Raw genomic sequence first — 17,703 nt, 5'->3', positions numbered from 1 at the left:
GCGGCGACACCGGAACAGGCGGCCCGGACGGGTACGCCGGGGGCGGGGACTGGATGGCACGCAGGGCAGTCACGGGAGGGGTGCCGCGCCTCTCCCGTAGCGGAAGGATTCTGCTGATCGGCGGAGTCGGGCTGACAGCGCTGGCCCTCGTGGTCTCGGCGGCCGCGATGTACGGGGATGACACGCCGTCGAACGCGTCCGACGACTCCGGGTCCCGCTTCGACCCCGGGACCATCGGCGGGGCCCCGCAGCGGATCGAGCCCTCGGTCGAGCCGTCCCGCTCGGCATCGGACCGGCCGTCCCCCGGAGAGGGGGGAGACGGCGGGCAGTCCCCGAAGCCGCCGCCGAACGGCAAACGGCCCGCGTACTCCGCCTGGGCGGGCCCGGGTTGCGACGGCGGCGGCCGGTACGAGGAAGAAGGCCGCTTCCGCGACGGCTTCGCGGGCTGGTACACGGTGAACGTCGGCGGCCACAAGGGCGACGGCTGCGATGGCCGGTTCACCTCGATCCCCATGTCGGGCAGCGCCACGAAGGACACCGACGGCACGGCGACCTGGTCCTGGTACGTGGGCAGCGGCTACACCACCTGCTCGGTGGCGGTGGTGGTCCCGAAGGGCGGCCGGGACGAGGACGTGGCGGGCGACCCCACGTTCTACAAGGTGCTGGCGGACCCGGACGATCCCGGCAGCCTGATCAAGACGTTCCAGGTCGACCAGGTCGCGCTGCGCGACAGGGGCGCGATCATCCAGAAGATCCCGGTCCGCGGCCAGCAGCTGACGGTCCAGCTGGTGGACAGGGGAGTGGACTTCGGCGCCGGCCGCGAGGGAGCCCACCACGCGGCGGCGCAGATGCGGGCGGACTGCACGGCCTGACCCGGCAGAGCCCTGGTACTGCTCGGTCGACGCGCGCCGCGCGGGGAGGCGTTGGCGGGTCGACCGAGCGTATGCGGCGGCGCGTTGCGGCGGTCGGACGGGGGCCCGGCGTCAGATGGTCGCCGACGGTGCTCCGGTTGCCGCCGAACGGACGGCCTCGTCGCAGCCGTCGCACGTCAGACCCCTCCACCGCGGCGCATGCCAGGTGGAGGGGTCCGGCGCCGTGTGCGCGGTCTGCTCCATGTCCGACGCCGGCTGCCCGCACATGGTCCGCGCCTCTGCCCACTCCACGCCGTCGGGGCCCGGCCACCGGACGGCGTGCACGCGGACCGGCCGGCGGATGTCATGACCGCTCGGGCCGAAGGGTTCGTGTTCCTGCGCGGCGGCCTGTATCGCCGTGGCGTACTGACTCATGCGCAGACCTTAGGCCGGAACCCCGTTTCGGGAACCCCGTGTGCGCGCCAAATTTTCGTCTTCTCGCCGAGCCACGCGCAGCGGTTCAGAAGCGGGCGGGGCTTGTCCGCGGACCGGGCGGAACAGGCCGTTCATCCGGCATTTCCCTCGTATCGGGACCCCTCTGAACAGCGAACTCCCGGTAACCCACGGGGATTCCGCAATGTTGTTTCGCAACGCCTACCCACCGGAATGACCTTGCTGCATAGTGTCGCCATGACGTGCAGGGGATGTGGGCGCCATCACAGGGGTGCGCTCCCGGGAATGCGGGCGGACAACTGTGCCGTCGATGCCGTGGCGCTGCCGCCGGCGGACTCACGGCACGACTGGAACGGGCAGTGGACCCCCGAAGGCCCCACGCACGCCCGGACGACCGTCCTGACGCGCGTCAGAACGGCGATGCTCGGGACGGGCATCGCCCTGGTCCTCGGTGCGCTGGTGTCGAGCGTGGCACTGGCCGGCGGAGGAGACGGCAAGCCCGAGTACACCCCGCTGGACAACGACCTGGGCGGCCGCCCGAACCTCATCACCCCGGCGGCCCCGCCACCCGCCCCGTCCCCGAGCGCCACCACCCGCACCCCGTCCCCGGACCGCACCCGCGAGGTGGTCCCCGCAACGGAACGCCACCGCGAGCCCACCCCGACCCCGACGAAGTCGAGCCCGTCGACGCCGACGCCGAGCAGCACCCCGACATCGGGGGTGTCGGTCCAGCCGTGGCCGGAGTACACGTGGCGGTACGACGACGACTGGCGGGACGACGACTGCCGGGACGGGGGGTACCGCGACCGGGACGGGCATCACCATGATCATGGGTGTTGGTGAGGGGCGGGTCAGGCGGTGCCACCGGTTGCTCTGAGCAGCGGGCGACTACCGCTTCAGGGCCCTGTACCGCTTGAGAAGGGTGGCGATCCTCTCGGGGTCCGCCGAGCTGTTCAGCTCCCGGAGGAGGTCGTCGGGGCAGAGCTCATACAGCTCACCCACGCCGACGCCCTCTGTTGTCCCAGATGCGATAGCCACCTGGCACGCCTCTGGCCACGTACCGTCTTCGGCTCACGGCTGCACGTCTCTTTTTTGGGGGCGATTGCGCGGCACGGTACGAGACGTGCGGGTTGTCGGCCAGTGGTTTCCTGCGGAGGAGAGAGCGAAGGTACGCGATCCGTTGCGTCCCCGCTCGCAACCCCACCCTTGAGTAGGCACGTTGAAGGGGGAGATCGGCCCCACGAGTTTTCGTGCACACCGCGTCGGCTGATGCCGTCATTTCGGTTCACATCCGCGGGCGGTTGCGGCGCACTCCGGTGCGCGGCTCACCCGTCGGGACCACCCGGGTCGCGCGTCGGGCACCGCGCGGATCTTCTGGACCCATGAGCAACCCAGGCGGTGAGCCGGGCTCGAACCGGGAGCGCAGTGAAATCGACGAGCTCCGGCACCGGGTGGGCGCCCTGGAGGGTGCCGCGCCCCCGCCGGCGGCGCGGCACCTGTTGCGGTCCACGGGCTCGGTGCTGCTCATTCTCTTCGCGGCTCTGCTGTCGGTGCTGGCCGTCGTCGCGGTCTGGGCGAACAGCATCGTGCGGGACACGGATCGCTACGTCGCCACCGTGGGGCCCCTGGCCTCCGATCCGGATGTGCAGCAGGCGGTCACCAACCGGGTCACCGACGTGGTGCTGGCACGGATCAACGTGGACGCGTTGGTGAAGGAACTGGAGGACGCCGTATCGGGGCCGGGCGTCCCGCCGAGGGCGGCCCAGTTGGTCGGGAACCTGGAGAAACCGATCAGGAACGGTCTGGAGCAGCTGATCAGCCGCACCACGGAGCGGGTCGTCAGCAGCAACGCCTTCGAGACCGTCTGGGTCGACGCGAACCGCTCGGTTCACAGTGCCCTGGACAAAGCCTTGACGGGCAGCAGCGACAGCGCGGTCTCCCTGAAGGACAACCAGGTGGCCATCGACGTGGGACCACTGGTGGCCAAGGTCAAGCAGCGGCTGGTCGACGCAGGCCTCGGGGCAGCCGCCAGGATCCCGGACGTCCACACCGACTTCGTGGTGTTCCAGTCGGACGACATCGGCAAGGTGAAGACCTACCTGAGGGTGCTGCAGATCATGGGAGGCTGGTTGCCCTTCATCGCCCTGCTGGTCGCCGCCGCGGGGGTATACGTCGCGTACAACCGGCGCCGCGCGCTGATCGGGGCCGGGCTCGCGGTGTTCTTGGCCATGCTGTTGCTCGGGATCGCGCTCACCGTCTTCCGTGACGTGTACCTCGACCATCTGCCTCCGGAGGTCTCCCAGGCCGCCGCCGGCACGGTGTACGACGCGCTCGTCAAGTTCCTGCGTGCCGGTGTACGGGCGCTGGGGGCCGTCGCCCTCATCACCGCCGTAGGCGCCTTCCTCTGCGGTCCGTCCCGGTTCGCCGTCTTCGTCCGTACGGGATGCGCCAGGAGTATCGCTGCTCTGCGCGGCGTCGCGGTGTCGGCGGGCCTGCGCCTGGGCCCGGTCGGCAGGTTCGTGCACCGCTTCAAGCGATGGATCGGGGCCGCGATCCTGCTGGTCGCCGCGATCGGCCTGTTCACCTGGAGCTACCCGACCACGATGGTGGTGGTGTGGACGACGGTGATCGTGCTGGTGGGCTTCGCGCTCCGGGAGTTCCTGGACGACGACGCCGCCGCGACGCCGTCCGGCTCTGGGGCGGGTGCTGCTGCGGGCTGACGGTTGGCCGGGCCGAGGGGCCGTACCGCGCTCACCCGCCGCCTACCGGTCAGGTCAAGAACCTCCCACGGTGCGATGCGCCGGGCCAGCAACACCGGGCTGTTGTCAGGCGGGACGGCAGGCCCGCAGACGTGGTTGTCGATCGTGACCACCAAGTCCTGAGCCGCTGTCTTCACGGCGACATCCCCGTCACCACCGAGGGCAGGCGGGAGGTCCTGGGATTGTGGGCCGGCGACGGCGGTGAGGGCGCCAAGCACTGGCTGCACATCCTCACCGAGATCAAGAACCGCGGCGTCAGCGACGTCCTCATGCTCGTCTGCGACGGGTTCAAAGGCCTGCCCGACGCGGTGGAGACCGTCTGGCCCAGGACGATTGTGCAGACCTGCGTCGTGCACCTGCTGCGGAACTCCTTTCGCCATGCCGCCCGGCAGGACTGGGACAAGATCGCCAAGCTCCTCAAGCCCGTCTACACATCGCCGACCGAGGAGGCCGCCCTGGACCGGTTCGCCGAGTTCGCCGACGCCTGGGGCCGGAAATATCCGGCGATCGTGAAGCTGTGGGAGAGCGCCTGGGAAGAGTTCACCCCGTTCCTGCGGTTCGACACCGAAATCCGCCGCATCGTCTGCACGACGAACGCGATCATGTCGCTCGACCCCACCGGCAAGGGACAGGCCCGCTGGACCATGCGCTGGAAGACCGCACTGAACGCCATCGACATCACCCTCGACGGCCGCCCGTCGGCGGCCCGCCAGTAACCCAACAACCCCAGTTACACCACTCGGGATGAAAACGGTTCACTGAGACGAGATCGTCCGGATCTGATTTGTGACCTTCGCGAAGCCCTGGCTCGGTTAGGTCAGTGTCTGATCTGTGGAGCGTCGTCGGGGTGCGGGCCGGGTGCGGTGGCGTGGGTGGGCCTGACGTGGCGGGCGGGTGAGGGTGATCTGGCGAACGAGTTGCTGGAAGCAGGCGAGTGCGGCCAGGGCCGGGAGGGCAGCCGCTGCCAGGTCGACGGGTGCGCGGGGCGCTTCTGCGGCACACAGGAGCATCGCGACGGTGGAGAACAGCACGACGACGGCCCAGGAATGAACGGCGCGGCGTTGGTGGAGCGCGGCGCGCAGAATCGAAAGGGAGGCGACCGTCCAGGGGCCGTAGACCAGCAAGGGCCACCACGTGATAGCGGCGCCGGAGGTACGGAACTTGGCGAGGTAACGCAGGGGGTCGTAACTGACCATCCCACCGAAGACGCACACCATCGACACGACGACAGCGGCGATCGCGGCGAGGAAGAAACTGGTGGTGCGCAGAGCGCCGACCGCCCGCTTACGAGAACGGGAGCGAGAGCGACGGCGGCGGGGCGCACCGGGGTGCGATGCGGGCAGTTCGGCAGTGATCTCGGCCGGACCGGCGAGCGGGCTGTTGCCCCAGCCGTCGGTGCCTGACACTTCGAAGATCTCTGCGGGGGATGCAGCGCCATTGCGTTCGTTTTCGATGGCCTCGTGCAGCAGGTGGGCGAGTTCTTCCGCCGGGTCCCAGTGCATGTCCAGATGGTCGAACGGGACCAGTAGCTCGTCCCATGTTTGGGACTGATTTGCTGCGGGTTGGCTTCCCATGGCAGGGGCGGGCTGAGCGGGTGGTTCCGGACGGCTGTGACGGCCTCGCGTTTCAGGCATGTGAGAGCTGCCGATTGGGTTCGCTAAAGTAATTTTCGCACTCTTCGGGACTGCTCACCGAGGCGGTGAAATGGGCCTCGACGCATCCAAGCTCGGCGAGGAGGTCTTCAAGGAGCTTGGCGGAGTACCTCAGCTCGATGTGCTGGAAGTTGTCGTGCAAGCTCGCGTTTGCTTCGTCGGTGAGAGCCGGTGTGTAGATCCAGTTTCCCATGCGAACAGCAGTCGTGACACTGCTCGTTGTGCTGCGCAAAAGGTTTCCTGAGATAAACCGTGACACTGCTTTCGGCATACCCGTCCAACGGGTCCTCATCACGAAGGATGCGCGGCAAACGGGTGGCCACCAGGTCGCATATTGTGCCCTTCGGGTTAGCCATTTGTCGGTTCTTCGGGCGCCTGAGGTGGACACGAACCATGACGGCCCTCCCGGCGGGGCCGTCATGGCAGCGGTATGCAATACATCAAAAGCCGACAGACCGAGGGGGAAGCCGAAGCCTGGATCGCGTGTGACGGCACCCTCCAGCCACGTCGGCTCGTCCAGATTTCTCTGGAGGGGGTGGTGCCTACACTGTGCAGGACGTCGCACAGGCACAGCGCCCCCACTTCAATCAACCGTTTTCATCCTGAATAGTTGCCGGTCATCAGGGTGTGGATGGCCTGGACGATGGTGCCGATCCGACGGGTGGAGCACCGCGGTCTACGTGTGATATGCCAGGACTTGAGCTGGGCGAAGGCGCGTTCGCCTGGGACGCGGTGTCGGGCGTGGTCGCGGTTGAACTGCTGGTAGTGCTCGGGTTGTTCGCTGTGGTGGTAGTACGGGGTGCGGAAGGTGGCGCCGGCGCCCTGGTAGGCGCGGTCCGCCGGCACGAGGATCTGCCGGGTAAGGCAGGCTTGGACGATGCCGTGGGCGCGGGCCGCGGTCAGGTCGTGGGTGCGGCCCGGGGTTGCGCGGGAGAACCACAGCGGTGTGCCGTCCGGTCGCGCGATGACCTGGACGTTCATGCCGTGTTTCCGGTGTTTCTGGGGATCCTCTTTCTGCCGTAGGCAGATCAGGGCGTGGCTAGCTAGCCTCTCGGCGAGGCTGGTGGCGTCGCACTGAAGGCGCACTCGGCGTACGGCGTGCGTGAGCCAGACCGGCGGGCGAGCGGGGCCCGACTGCCGTCAGATTCTGATGTCAAAGGCCCCGGACCATGATCGGTCCGGGGCCTCTGCGCTAGTGCCCCCGGCAGGATTCGAACCTGCGACACCCGCTTTAGGAGGGCAACAGGGTCTGTAGCCAGTGGCTCCTGCCTGCGTCTTGTCCCTTCAGGGTGGCAGCTTGAGCGCCTGGGTGTGCAGGTTTCATCTGTGCTTCACGGCTAAGAACACGGCTAGGGCCTGTGTGACGTCGTGATCAATCGAGGGGCGGGGCGGCGAGCTCAGGCAGCGGCTCCGTCCACGGCGCAGCCGAGTCTGCTTGGTGCGGGCCCACCCCTGGGGAGCCCCGGCAGGGGCCGCGTCGCCCTCTGGTGCCGCTGCCCGAGGAGCAAGCATCATCATGGGCATCCATCCTCGTGGGGTGACGGCGCCGAGTGGCTGTCGAGATGCCCGGCACGACTGGGCCTGACGGAGGGCAATTCATGGTCAGTGACGGCGGGAACATCAACTGGGCGAGCATGCTGCGGGCGGACTTCACGATGAACGTCGATTCTCTGCAGCAGTACGCCTACGCCGCCGGCGCCCGCCGAGACGTGTCACTGCAGCGTCATTACCTGCATCAGGTAGCCCAGTTGGAGGCGTTGCCCAAGCCGTGGGAAGGCGGTGCCCGCCTCACCGAGGAGGAGTACGCCGCCGCAGTGCGGGTGCGGGCGTGGGTGCTGCATGAGCAGCAGATCGCCGACGATCGGCGATGGGCGACGAAGCGAGGGATGAGCGCCCAGGACTGGGCGCTGCGGGAGGCCAAGTTCCGTGCCAAGAAGCGATACCACCGCACACCGGATGGTCAGATGCTGTGTGCGGCGCTGCGTGACGACGGCAGGATCGCCCTCAACAGCGAGATACTGGAACCTGAGGTGGCCGGCCGACTTCGGCAACAGATGCCGCAGTTCGCGCACCTCATCACCTTCTACCTCGACAACCAGGAGGCGGGCCGAGGGTTGCAAGGCGCACCCATCGACCGCACGCCCCTGCCGGGTCCTGCCAGTCCGTCCCCCGAACCACCCATGCCGGACGGTGCACTGGTTACGGCACAGCCCGGTGTTCGCGACGGCACGCCTCGGCGCCCGGCAGCCCCCGCCAAGCGCTGGCCATTGTGGCGTAGGCGCCGCCCCTAGGGGCCGGTGTGACAGTTCGTCCCCGTGCTGCAGAGGGTGCGGATCCGTCTGCCTGTCGGCCGTCCCCGGACCCGGCCTGACGCTGTCGCCGCGGACAAGGCCTACTCATCCCGCGCCAACCGCTCTTACCTGCGGAAACGCGACATCAAGGCAGTCATCCCGGAGAAGAAGGACCTGGCTGCCAACCGGAAGAAGAAGGGCAGCCGGGGCGGTCGGCCCTCCCGCCACGACGCCGGTCTTTACAAGGAGCGGAACACCGTTGAGCGCCTGATCAACAAGCTGAAGGCCTGGCGGGGCATCGCGACTCGATACGACAAGACGCCCGAGAGCTACCTCACAGGCCTCCACCTCCGCGCCTCGATGATCTGGATCAACGACCTGCTGAAGCCAACTGATTGATCGGGACATCACACAGGCCCTAAGAGGCTGGGAGCTGGAGCGTCTACTCGGCCACGGGCTGGCCGTCACGCTGAATCTTCGGCGGGTGGCCGACAAGGCCGGCGCACGGGCCGCCTGGGCTGGCCGGGTGGACTTCACCGTTTTCGACGCCTTCGATGAGTCGGCGCTGATCGCCGAGACCGTCCGGGACGGGATCGGCCACCACGCGGTCAAGTCCCGCGCGGGTGTCCCGCTGCGCGCAGCTTTCCGCACGGCCGCGACCGACCCGCTCTGGCCAACCGACTCCGGGTGGTCGGCCGGGCCGGGCCGGCACCGACCATGCCGAGCTGTCCGCCGCCGCTCGCCATGGCGTCGCCGTCATATCAGGTCGTGGTCGACGTCGACCGGTCGCTTCAGGTGCGGACTCGCTTCTACCGGTGGCCGCAGGCTGGCCTGCGCGGGGCCCACACCGGCCGAGCCGAAGCCAGCCGGGGCCACCACGCAGGCGCTGAAGCCTTGAAAGGTCCGCAGCGATAGCCGCGCATCTGCGGCTGGTGATGGAGCGCGTGGTGCCGGTGGGAGCTACCTCTTGACGGATACGTACTCGGGCTCGCCCTCGGAGGGGTCACTCGGCTCCCCGAAGTACCTGGTGTCCCACTCCAACAGTTCCTCCCGGAGTCGGTGGAACTCGACGGTCAGCTCCCAGAGCTCTGCACTGCTGAACCCGATCTCCGGAGCTCGCGCGCCCTTCTGCCGGCTGCCTTTGAGGGTCAGCCACTGCTGAGACTCGTCGTCGTGTATCAGATATCCGTGCACGAACCGATTCCGATCCTCGAACCGCTCTTTGCACAGCTTGAGCTCACTGATCATGGCTGCACGACGTGCAGAAGGAAGGGCGCTGCCCTTCCCGCCTTCAAGGGATCGGAGCATCCACTGGCAAGTTGGTTGCCAGCGCCCCCAGCGTTGTACGCGTAGGCCCGCGGCTCCTCATCCAGGTGCACCAAGAAGGCGTGGAGCGTGTACTCAACAGCAGCCGCCGCGCGCACGAGGAGGCCGAGCCCCATGGTGAGCGCCGCCTCTTCCTCATCCATGTCGGCGGTGAGCCACGGGACGGGGGATGTGAACAGCGGACTCTTGCACGTCTCTTCCTCAGCCAACTCGGATGACGGCGGCTTGAGCATGCGTACCTCCACGGTCGTGCCAGTGCGCATGTGAGACCCACACGTCCCCCCAAGGGTTGCCCCGCAGTTCTCATCTGCTGATCGGGGCTAACGCCGCTCAGTCGGGTGGTAGAACCGGGCATGACCTTCACGACGTCGGGTGTCGCCGCCGCCGGCATCAAGGCCACCGGCAGCGTCACCGCTGCACTGATCGGGCGCTACCGGCCCGCGGGCGTTCCTCGGCTGGGCAGTAAGGAAGACCGGGCGGAGGCGTACCGGCGGCTGCTCGATGCCTTGACCCGCTCGTTCAACTACGCGTTCCAGTTCTCCCACCTTCAGCGGGAGGTGGGCCGGGCAGCGCACAAGCTGCTGCTGAGCCAGTTGCCCCAGGCGTGGGAGGTGAGCGGCGAACTCATTGGCGCTCTTCACGGCGTACGGCTGTGCGGCACTCTGCCGGTCATCGCCGCAGCGGAGGACCTGGTCGCTGCAACCAGCGACCTGGAGCTGAACGAGAAGGACAGCGCTCGCTTCCAGCAGCAGTGTGCGGCGGTAGTCACAGCCCAGGGCGCTTTCCTCGACGTCTGCCGCGAGGACCTCGCGTACGCCACGAAGCGGTGGCAACTGCTGCGCCGGTACAACGAGCGACGCTTTTTGCGGCAGCAGGCCAGCCACTGACAATGCCCGGCGGCAACCTCGGCCGGTCGACGGCCACCGCCTGGGGGCGTTTTGCCGGCCGGTGTAGCCGACGGCATCGGCATCGACGGTCTCCGCGTACCGGACTCGTAGCCACACCCTGCCCGCCTGGTACGAGGAGTTCGCGTGCTTCGGGACGACGCCCTCGATACCCTGGCCGTGCAGGTTCTCGTACCAGTGCTGTGCGATCTGGAGGTCGCCGGTGGCCGGGACGGCCTGGATCGGCGTGATGCCCAGGATCCCACCGCGGTGTCAGCTGCTGATCACCCTGAAGCGGCGGAACATGTCCGGGAGGAACTGCCCCAGAAGGGCTTGAGCGTCAGCAAAACTCTTGAGCTCGTCGTGGCCGAAGCGGAACACCTCGTACTCCCTGAGCTTGAGGTCTCGGTCGGCGGCGACCATCTCCGCGTATTTGGCAGTGTCCGGAGTGCGGCCGCAGTCGCGCGTGTAGTGCTGTGATCCGTCGACCTCCAGGACGACGCGCTGTCCGTGAGGTAGCAGCAGGAGGAAATCCATGCGGGAGCGCAGCAACGCCTGAGGGCCGCGATCTTGGACGGTCTTGTGGTCCCAGTGCAACCACGCTTCGGGCAGGAGAGCGGGATCATTCGCGGAGGGGGCCGTGTGGTAGGCCATGAAGAGGTTCCTCTGGCCGGGTGAGTTAGCCGGCAGGCTCTTGAGGAGGCGTTGGTAGAGATCCGCCCTGGGGTCAGTCTCACTGCTGCTCTTGCGAGTGTCCTGCCACCAGGCATGCAGATCACGCCAGCGTAGGCCCGCGGTGGGGATCTCCCGGTCGTAGACGAGGGTGTCGTCCGGGTTCCCTCCGACGATCTCGATGTCGTTGTCTACAGAGGATCGGAAGCGGATATCCGGTTTACGCAAGGAGGCAAAGATGAGGTTCTTCGGCCGCCGGCTGCCGTGCAGTCGCGTCGGCACCAAAGCGAACAGGGGATAGCCGCCATCACTGCCGCTCTGTCTCAACTCAATTCCGGCAGGCTGGAGATGACCGTTGATCGTGCTGAAGTCTCCTGGAGGTTCTCATCAAGGAGGACGTCCGCCGAAACAAGGCCCTCCAGGAAGCGGGCAAATCTGGCGTCCCCAGCCTCGAACATGCTGAGGTTCTCGAAAAGGTCTTCCGTTGACCAGTCTCCGGGGTTGCGGAAGACGTGCCGCTTGATCAGCTCTGTCAGTGTCACTGGCCGCATTCCGTTCAGCAGATGATCGAAGGAGAGGTCCTGCTCCTCGATGATCCAGAAGCGATCAAGCAACTGTAGGAAGCGGTCGTGGTGCTGGGTCAGCTCCGAGAGGTCGAGGGCGCGCGCCAGCTCACGGCGGGCCTTCTTGGGTATCTCGGGTGGTGTGTCCTCTGCCGATAGCAGGTCTTCGAGCTGATGGCGGATCGTTGCACGTAGATGTCGCGCTGTTCCAAGATGCGTCGCGTGACCTGTGGCAGTTCAGACTCAGGAACCTGACGGAAGCTCAGGTCGACCCGCTCGCGCTTGGTCCCGGCGTCTTCAGAGACCGGTGGCGTTCCCAGTTGTTCGAAGGCCAGGTTCAGCCTGGCGTGCGTCTGGCCGCCAAGACGTGCGACGACCTCGCCGACCAGGGTGCGCAGCGCCGAACGATCCCCAGTGTCGACCATGGGCAAATGGTCGCAGATCCCGAGGAAATCCGGCAGTGACACCTGGACAGGCGATGAGACACATCGAAGCGTCTGGAGAGCCGTCCAGCTTCATCTCGTAACCCAGTCAGCACCGACCGGCAGCGTCGACACCAGTTGGGCAAGCGCCAGGGACGGGAATTCCACGTCCTCAGCGACGGCCGAACTCGGTTGTGACGGGGGAGCGGTGCCGACAGGTCAGGCCTTGAGGTGTGATCCACGGCGATCTCGTGGCGGAGCTGCTGAATGAGGGCCGCATGCGTGCGATCCGCGACCGCTACGAATCGGAGGCAGTCGGGGTCCGTGACGCCCATCGCGGGGAGCATGACGTTGCCCTGGCGACGGTAGAAGTCACCCTCGATAGCGCAAGCGTGGAAGTCGGCCGCGGCTCCCGTAGCGGCCTCCCAGAGAGCACGTAGACGTCACCCAGCTCATGCCGCTGATCGACGCCGTCCCACCCATCAGGGGCCTGGTCGGGCACCCGCGACGCAAGCAGGACTCACTCGTCGCCGACCGCGGCTACGACCACGTCATCTACCGCGACCAGGTCAGACAACGCCGCATCGTGCCGGCCATCGCCCGCCGCGGCACCCTCCATGGCACCGTGCTGGGCACGTACCCCTGGGTCGTCGAACGCGGCTTCGTCTGGCTCCACGGCTTCAACGCCTCCGCATCCGCTGGGAACGACGCGCAGACATACACGAAGTCTTCCTCAAACTCGCCTGCTGCCTCATCACCCACCGACAGATCAACTCATTGTGTTAGCCGCTGTGAGGGCCTCTCGGGCTGGTGTAGACGTTCGCAGTCCACACCGAACCCGGAAGGCCCTCACTCGTTCAAGATCCCCAGCCGGTGATCACTGTCACCGCACCCAACCTCCGTGGACGGAACAGGTATCGGGTTCTGCGGGGTTCGAGTTCGCCGAAAGGTCAGGAACCGGCGACGTGCCTGCGTCGTTGCAGGATCCACCGGTGTACGGGCGGTGTAATACCGGCACCCACGATAAATCCGACCGCGACGCTCTGGCTCGCGTACGCGATTACTCCGATAACTGCGCACAGAACCATGCCGGTCACCACCAGGCCCACGACCTTAGTGCGCGAGGCCAGCTGGTTCAGCCATCTCACAGCCGAGAAAGTCGTGAGATACACGGTGGAGCCGAAAGCGGCCGACGCCAGAACGGTTAGAGTATCCATTCCGCATCCTTTCAAAATCGGAAGCCAGATGTGTCTATCCGGCCACCACGGTCAGCCGTGCTCCCTTTTAGGGATCAATCGGCTGGCGGTCTGTTTACTTGCAGTATCCGTCGCCGCTCTTGCCACTGTAATAGCCGCTTCCGGCCACGGCTGCCGCCGGTGAAAGGACTGCCAGCCCGGGGTTGACCTTGATCTTGACGCATTTATCGGCCGCAACCGCGACCCCCGCGATTGCCGCGAGGCTTCGGCCCCCGACGACCGCGGCCGGGTTCGGTATCCAGGACACGACAGTTCCGCCGAGGGCGAGGAGCTTGGTCTCCTTCTTGTTGAAGTACACGGTGCCGGTGATGATGCCCCAGGTGTAGTGGGGGTCGGCGACCACGGGGTACGCGGTTTCGGGGCCGGTCTCGATGGTCTGGACGAGGGTGTTGCCGTCAAGGCTGTAGCTCGTGGGGACGGAGTTGCCGTTCGCGTCCTTTGCCCAGGGGGCGTCTACGTGACCGCGGGTGACAGCGCCTGCGCCGTTCGCCGAAGCGACGATGTCGTAGCCGCCGGCTCCATCGGCGACCAGGGTGGCGCCGTCGGGCAGGCCGAGGTCGAAGCGCTGAGTGGTGGGAGCGGCGGCGTTCTTGAGGGTGACCAGGGCGCGGGCGCCGCCGTCGACGGTGGCCTGTGTGGCGAGGTCGGTGTGCGCGGCCGCGTTGGGATAGACGGTCGTGCCAGCCGCTGAGGTGGTACCTGCGGCGTCGACCGCTGCGGGCAGGGACATCGTCACCCTGGAGCCGTCAGAAGCCGCCACGGTCACCCGCCCCTCGGCGCTGGCGGGGGTGGTCACGGTGACGAGCCCCCGATCAGTTGACATGACCGTGCCCGTGGTGCTGCCGGAGGCAACGTCCGTGGTGCCGGTGGCATTCTGCACTGTGGCCACGGCCTGGGCCACAGTATTGGCGGCGGGACCGCTATCGGCGGCGAAGGCCGGTGCCGCAGTTCCGGCTATCAGCGCTGTGGTCAGCAGCGCGGCATGAGCCGAATTCTTGAGCTTCATGTGATGTTCCCCCATGTGCATAGCGTCATGTTCGGTGAAGCGAAATGAACACTATCGATCTTGACGGAATGATCAACATATTTGAGCAATCGCAGAGGTTCCCTTGCTCAATCCACCGGACGAGCGCGAAAAGATAGACGGTTTCAAGTCACTATGGCGCAAAATCGACGCCCCCATCGCGGCCCGGCCGGCTATCACAACGGCAAAAACGATGAGGTGGATCCGTCCTGGTGACCGTGTCCGCGTCAGGGGTTCAGCGTTGTCCGGGCATGGGGGCTTCGCCGTGGATCGTGTCGGATGGCCTGCGGGAGCGGATCGAGCCGCTCCTGCCCCGCAAGGAACGCCGATTGCGGCACCCGGGGCCGGAAGCCGCTGCCCGGACCGGCAGGTGCTGAGCGGCCTCTTGTAGAGATGGGGCCGAACTTCGCCATTCCGCTCGGCGGTTCCTATTGACCGCTCTTTACCACCGGTGGGTTGCACACCTCTGGATGCACTCGGTACGTAATTGCTGGCTGCCGGCCTCGAGATCCGCTGCGCTCTGAGCGGAGCACGCGTACGAAGCCGTGCTCCTCGAGGAGCCTTAGCGCCGGGGCTGTGGAGCTCACAGTGGGGAAGGCCCGACGGCGGGCCGTGACGAGTTCGTGGGCTCGCGTGCGAATTCACCGCCGAGCACCCTGCACCGCTGCTCGGCGCGAGCACGATGGGCAGCCAGGACTGCGCGAGTGATCACATCGATGGCCTGCTTGCGGCGCTGGTGGGTCTTGGTGTCCTTGATCCGTCGGCCGTTGTTGGAGTGCTTCACGAAGAGCTCGAGCCGGTCGAGGTTGATGTCCGACCAGCGCAGCGCACACATCTCGCCGCGGCGCGACCCGGTGACCATCGTCATGAAGAGGAACGTTCCCCAGTCCAGATCCTGTTGCCAGGCCGTATTGAGGACGAGCGCGGCTTCTTCGGGAGTTGGCGGGTCGGGGTTCGGTTGCGGTTGAGAGGGGGGCTCCGCAAGTGCCGCGACGTTCGACGTCACGTAGCCCCAGCGCAGGCCGCGTTCGAGGGCCGGCCGCAGGATGAAGTGAATCTTGCGTACCGAGTTCGCGGCGAGCGGGACGCAGGCGTGCTTCTGCTTCGTCTTCGGGTCGGTCTTGCCGTTGCGCCGGCCGTCGCACTGCTCGCGGCATTTCCGCAGCCGGGAGTAGAACAGCTCGAGCATCTCGGCGGTGACCTTGCTGGCCTTCATGTCCCCGAAGGTCGGCTTGAGGTAGTTGCGGATGATGCCCTCGGCCCGCTCGTACGAGGTGTCCTCGTCGAGCTCGGCGATGCCGAGCCAGCGGTCCAGGAGGAACGACATGGTGACTGCACGCTTTGGGTGCCGCTGCTCGTCGACTTGGTGGAGGAGCTTGGTACGGGCCTTCTCCGCTTCGGGGAGCGTGTCGGCTTGCTCGTAGAGGTAGATCTTCTTCTTCGTGAGCGGATCGCGTCCGACGTAGACGCTCGCCTGATAGCCGGATCCGTTGCGCCGGATGCGGCCGCGCTGGGGGGCTTCGACCTTGGTGTTCGTCATGCTGCGGAACCTACTGACGGCTAATGCCACGGCTATGACGAACAGCGCGCCCACCTCGCAGAGATGAACGCGCTGGTCAGACACTGTGCCCCCGGCAGGATTCGAACCTGCGACACCCGCTTTAGGAGAGCGGTGCTCTATCCCCTGAGCTACGAAGGCGCTGCGGGGACAGTGTAGCGGGTGGCTGATCCCCGGCCGAGGCAGTTGATCCGGTATTGCGTGTGGCCTACACCTAGTCGTCTTGACCTGCCTCCCTGCTGCGCATAGCGTCGCGCTCGTACTGAGCGAGCGCTTAGAGAGGTGCGACCGTGCCGCAGCCGGAAGAGATCCTCAGCGCCCCCGGCGCCCCGTTTGCCGTAGTGCGGGGGGAGGACGGCGGGCTGCTGTACGCCGATGGGCCGCGGAGTCTGCGGGAGGTCGTCGAGGCGACCTGGGCGTACGGGGATCGGCCCTTCCTTGTCGGGGAGCAGGCCGTCTATACGTACCGCGACTTCTTCGCCCGCGCCTCCGCCCTCGCCGGGCGGTTCGTCGACGTGTACGGATTGCGGCCGGGGGACCGTGCCGCCGTGGCCATGCGGAACCATCCCGAGTGGCAGATCGCCTTCTGGGCAACGCAGTTGGCCGGGCTCGTCGCCGTGCCCCTCAACGCCTGGTGGACCGAGGAGGAGTTGGCGTACGCCCTCGACGACTGCACCCCGGGCGTGCTCCTCGTCGACGGTGAGCGGCTGTCGCGGGTCGACGCATGGCGGAGGCGGACCGGGGCGCGAGTCGTCGTCTTTCACGGTGGGTTCCGTGAGGGGGACCCGGTGCCCCAAGGCGTTGAGATCTACGAGGACTTCGGGACGCCCGACCCCCTCACCGCGCCGCCCGCCGTCGAGGTGCGGGCCGAGGACGACGCCACCATCATCTACACCTCCGGGACCACCGGGCGGCCCAAGGGGGCCGTGGCGACGCAGCTCGCCCAGGCCGGGGCCGCGCTGCATCCGCGGTTCCATGCCAGTGCCGCCGCCCTCGCGCGCGGCGGCGTGCCCGGGCAGGCGCCGGCTCCGGTCACGCTGATGACTTTTCCGTTCTTCCATGTCGCCGCGTTCACCACGCTGTACTCCACGATGGGCGTCGGCGGCACGCTCGTGCTGATGCGGAAGTGGGACGCCGAGCGCGCCCTCGCACTCATCGAGGAGCACCGGGTCACTCACTACTCCGGCGTGCCGACCACGGCGCTCCAGCTGCTGGAGGCCGCCGAGCGGACGGGCGCGGCGCTGGAATCGCTCTCGCACCTCAGTACCGGGGGCGCTGCCGCACCGCCCGATCTCCTCACGCGGCTGTCCGCCCGCCACGGCCGGCGCATCGAGCCGCGCAGCGGCTACGGCCTGACCGAGACCAGTGGTGGCGTGCTCGCCAACTTCGGTGACGCCTATCGCGAGCACCCCGGCAGTGTGGGCCGGCCCTCGCCCGCCACCGAGGTGCGGATCGCGGGTCCGGCCGGTGAGGCGCTGCCCGAGGGGGCGGTCGGCGAACTGTGGCTGCGCGGTCAGTCCCTGGTCCGCGGGTACTGGGGCGACGAGCAGGCGACCGCGGCCGCCTTCCGGGACGGCTGGTTCCGGACCGGGGACCTCGCGACCGTGCGGGAGGGGCGGGTCAGCATCGTCGACCGCATCAAGGACATGGTGATCCGCGGCGGCGAGAACGTGTACTGCGTCGAGGTGGAGGCGGTGCTGCACTCCCATCCGGGTGTCGCCGACGCCGCCGTCCTGGGTGTTCCGCATCCGGTGCTCGGTGAGGAGGTCGCCGCCGTCGTCCAGGTGCGCGACGGGGCGAGGGTCACCGTCGAGGAACTGAAGGAGCATGTCGGCAAGGAGCTGTCCGCTTTCAAGGTGCCGGCGCATGTGCTGCTGCGGGAGGAGCCCGTACCGCGCAATCCGACGGGCAAGATCCTCAAGCGGGAGCTGCGCGGACCGGTGGAGGAGTACGTACGCGGGGGCGCGTGAGCGGGCCCGGGACGCGTGGCGG

General features: G+C 67.4%; 16 protein-coding genes, 2 tRNA genes and 6 pseudogenes. 10 read left to right on the top strand and 14 right to left on the bottom strand.

Going from position 1 to position 17,703, the window contains the following annotated elements; genetic code table 11:
- The first annotated feature begins 53 nt into the window (after nt 1-53).
- Nucleotides 54-872, top strand: coding sequence for an adhesin (locus ABTX78_RS14065; protein ID WP_352207036.1), 819 nt, complete (start codon nt 54-56; stop codon nt 870-872).
- Between the two features lie 111 nt (nt 873-983).
- Here the strand turns inward: ABTX78_RS14065 and ABTX78_RS14060 are convergent, their stop codons facing one another.
- On the bottom strand, nt 984-1,286 hold the full coding sequence (locus ABTX78_RS14060; RefSeq protein ID WP_352207035.1) for a hypothetical protein: 303 nt from the start codon (nt 1,284-1,286) through the stop codon (nt 984-986).
- 303 nt (nt 1,287-1,589) lie between these two features.
- Here ABTX78_RS14060 and ABTX78_RS14055 point away from each other — a divergent pair, with 303 nt between their 5' ends.
- The gene (locus tag ABTX78_RS14055) at nt 1,590-2,147 is read left to right on the top strand and encodes a hypothetical protein (RefSeq protein WP_352207034.1); all 558 of its coding nucleotides are present in this window, start codon (nt 1,590-1,592) and stop codon (nt 2,145-2,147) included.
- A gap of 45 nt (nt 2,148-2,192) precedes the next feature.
- On the opposite strand, the pseudogene ABTX78_RS14050 reads toward ABTX78_RS14055, so the two are convergent.
- Nucleotides 2,193-2,379, bottom strand: a pseudogene (locus ABTX78_RS14050) (hypothetical protein).
- A 307-nt stretch (nt 2,380-2,686) separates the two neighbouring features.
- Between ABTX78_RS14050 and ABTX78_RS14045 the strand changes: the two are divergent.
- Both ABTX78_RS14045 and ABTX78_RS14040 read left to right on the top strand, forming a co-directional pair.
- A complete protein-coding gene (locus tag ABTX78_RS14045) occupies nt 2,687-4,024 on the top strand; it encodes a hypothetical protein (protein WP_352207033.1) in 1,338 nt (445 codons plus the stop codon).
- Between the two features lie 143 nt (nt 4,025-4,167).
- Nucleotides 4,168-4,779: pseudogene (locus ABTX78_RS14040) on the top strand (IS256 family transposase); the annotation flags it as partial.
- A 96-nt stretch (nt 4,780-4,875) separates the two neighbouring features.
- Here ABTX78_RS14040 and ABTX78_RS14035 read toward each other — a convergent pair.
- The 4 genes and pseudogenes from ABTX78_RS14035 to ABTX78_RS14020 all read right to left on the bottom strand — a co-directional run bounded on the left by ABTX78_RS14035 (nt 4,876) and on the right by ABTX78_RS14020 (nt 6,978).
- A complete protein-coding gene (locus ABTX78_RS14035; protein ID WP_352207032.1) occupies nt 4,876-5,565 on the bottom strand; it encodes a DUF2637 domain-containing protein in 690 nt (229 codons plus the stop codon).
- A 124-nt stretch (nt 5,566-5,689) separates the two neighbouring features.
- Nucleotides 5,690-5,908, bottom strand: a complete 219-nt coding sequence (locus ABTX78_RS14030) for a hypothetical protein (protein ID WP_352207031.1) — start codon at nt 5,906-5,908, stop codon at nt 5,690-5,692.
- A gap of 404 nt (nt 5,909-6,312) precedes the next feature.
- Nucleotides 6,313-6,717 (bottom strand): annotated as a pseudogene (locus tag ABTX78_RS14025) (transposase family protein); the annotation flags it as partial.
- 194 nt (nt 6,718-6,911) lie between these two features.
- Nucleotides 6,912-6,978, bottom strand: a tRNA-Ser gene (locus ABTX78_RS14020).
- 335 nt (nt 6,979-7,313) lie between these two features.
- Between ABTX78_RS14020 and ABTX78_RS14015 the strand changes: the two genes are divergently transcribed.
- On the top strand, nt 7,314-8,006 hold the full coding sequence (locus ABTX78_RS14015) for a hypothetical protein (protein ID WP_352207030.1): 693 nt from the start codon (nt 7,314-7,316) through the stop codon (nt 8,004-8,006).
- 12 nt (nt 8,007-8,018) lie between these two features.
- Nucleotides 8,019-8,405 (top strand): annotated as a pseudogene (locus ABTX78_RS14010) (transposase); the annotation flags it as partial.
- Nucleotides 8,406-8,966: 561 nt separating this feature from the next.
- Here the strand turns inward: ABTX78_RS14010 and ABTX78_RS14005 are convergent.
- Together ABTX78_RS14005 and ABTX78_RS14000 are read right to left on the bottom strand one after the other, a co-directional pair.
- Nucleotides 8,967-9,254, bottom strand: coding sequence for a hypothetical protein (locus ABTX78_RS14005; RefSeq protein ID WP_352207029.1), 288 nt, complete (start codon nt 9,252-9,254; stop codon nt 8,967-8,969).
- Nucleotides 9,251-9,565: a hypothetical protein gene (locus ABTX78_RS14000; protein WP_352207028.1), complete on the bottom strand. Its 315-nt coding sequence runs from the start codon at nt 9,563-9,565 to the stop codon at nt 9,251-9,253. The genes ABTX78_RS14005 and ABTX78_RS14000 overlap by 4 nt, the downstream gene beginning before the upstream one ends.
- A gap of 120 nt (nt 9,566-9,685) precedes the next feature.
- Between ABTX78_RS14000 and ABTX78_RS13995 the strand changes: the two genes are divergently transcribed.
- Nucleotides 9,686-10,219 (top strand): hypothetical protein, encoded by a 534-nt coding sequence (locus tag ABTX78_RS13995; RefSeq protein WP_352207027.1) that lies wholly within the window; start codon nt 9,686-9,688, stop codon nt 10,217-10,219.
- Between the two features lie 270 nt (nt 10,220-10,489).
- On the opposite strand, the gene ABTX78_RS13990 is transcribed toward ABTX78_RS13995, so the two are convergent.
- Genes ABTX78_RS13990 through ABTX78_RS13980 form a run of 3 tightly spaced genes read right to left on the bottom strand, consistent with a single transcriptional unit; the run spans nt 10,490 to nt 11,876 of the window.
- Nucleotides 10,490-11,215: a hypothetical protein gene (locus ABTX78_RS13990; RefSeq protein ID WP_352207026.1), complete on the bottom strand. Its 726-nt coding sequence runs from the start codon at nt 11,213-11,215 to the stop codon at nt 10,490-10,492.
- A complete protein-coding gene (locus ABTX78_RS13985; RefSeq protein ID WP_352207072.1) occupies nt 11,212-11,532 on the bottom strand; it encodes an AbiJ-related protein in 321 nt (106 codons plus the stop codon). The genes ABTX78_RS13990 and ABTX78_RS13985 overlap by 4 nt, the downstream gene beginning before the upstream one ends.
- Nucleotides 11,529-11,876 (bottom strand): hypothetical protein, encoded by a 348-nt coding sequence (locus ABTX78_RS13980; protein ID WP_352207025.1) that lies wholly within the window; start codon nt 11,874-11,876, stop codon nt 11,529-11,531. Before ABTX78_RS13980 ends, ABTX78_RS13985 begins: the two co-directional genes overlap by 4 nt.
- A gap of 436 nt (nt 11,877-12,312) precedes the next feature.
- Here ABTX78_RS13980 and ABTX78_RS13975 point away from each other — a divergent pair.
- A pseudogene (locus ABTX78_RS13975) lies at nt 12,313-12,659 on the top strand (transposase); the annotation flags it as partial.
- 525 nt (nt 12,660-13,184) lie between these two features.
- On the opposite strand, the gene ABTX78_RS13970 reads toward ABTX78_RS13975, so the two are convergent.
- On the bottom strand, nt 13,185-14,135 hold the full coding sequence (locus ABTX78_RS13970) for a hypothetical protein (protein WP_352207024.1): 951 nt from the start codon (nt 14,133-14,135) through the stop codon (nt 13,185-13,187).
- A 234-nt stretch (nt 14,136-14,369) separates the two neighbouring features.
- Between ABTX78_RS13970 and ABTX78_RS13965 the strand changes: the two are divergent.
- A pseudogene (locus ABTX78_RS13965) lies at nt 14,370-14,541 on the top strand (IS5/IS1182 family transposase); the annotation flags it as partial.
- Nucleotides 14,542-14,736: 195 nt separating this feature from the next.
- Here ABTX78_RS13965 and ABTX78_RS13960 read toward each other — a convergent pair.
- Nucleotides 14,737-15,693: a hypothetical protein gene (locus ABTX78_RS13960; protein ID WP_352207023.1), complete on the bottom strand. Its 957-nt coding sequence runs from the start codon at nt 15,691-15,693 to the stop codon at nt 14,737-14,739.
- Between the two features lie 86 nt (nt 15,694-15,779).
- Nucleotides 15,780-15,852: transfer RNA gene (locus ABTX78_RS13955), tRNA-Arg, on the bottom strand.
- Nucleotides 15,853-16,001: 149 nt separating this feature from the next.
- On the opposite strand from ABTX78_RS13955, the gene ABTX78_RS13950 reads away from it, so the two are divergent.
- Entirely contained in the window at nt 16,002-17,681 is a 1,680-nt protein-coding gene (locus tag ABTX78_RS13950; protein ID WP_352207022.1) for a class I adenylate-forming enzyme family protein, read from the top strand.
- Nucleotides 17,682-17,703: the final 22 nt, after the last annotated feature.

This window comes from Streptomyces sp. NPDC096193 (genome assembly GCF_040302905.1).
GTDB lineage: Bacteria > Actinomycetota > Actinomycetes > Streptomycetales > Streptomycetaceae > Streptomyces.
The sequence above is the reverse complement of the archived record's forward strand: the minus strand, read 5'-3'. Positions and strand labels throughout refer to the sequence as shown.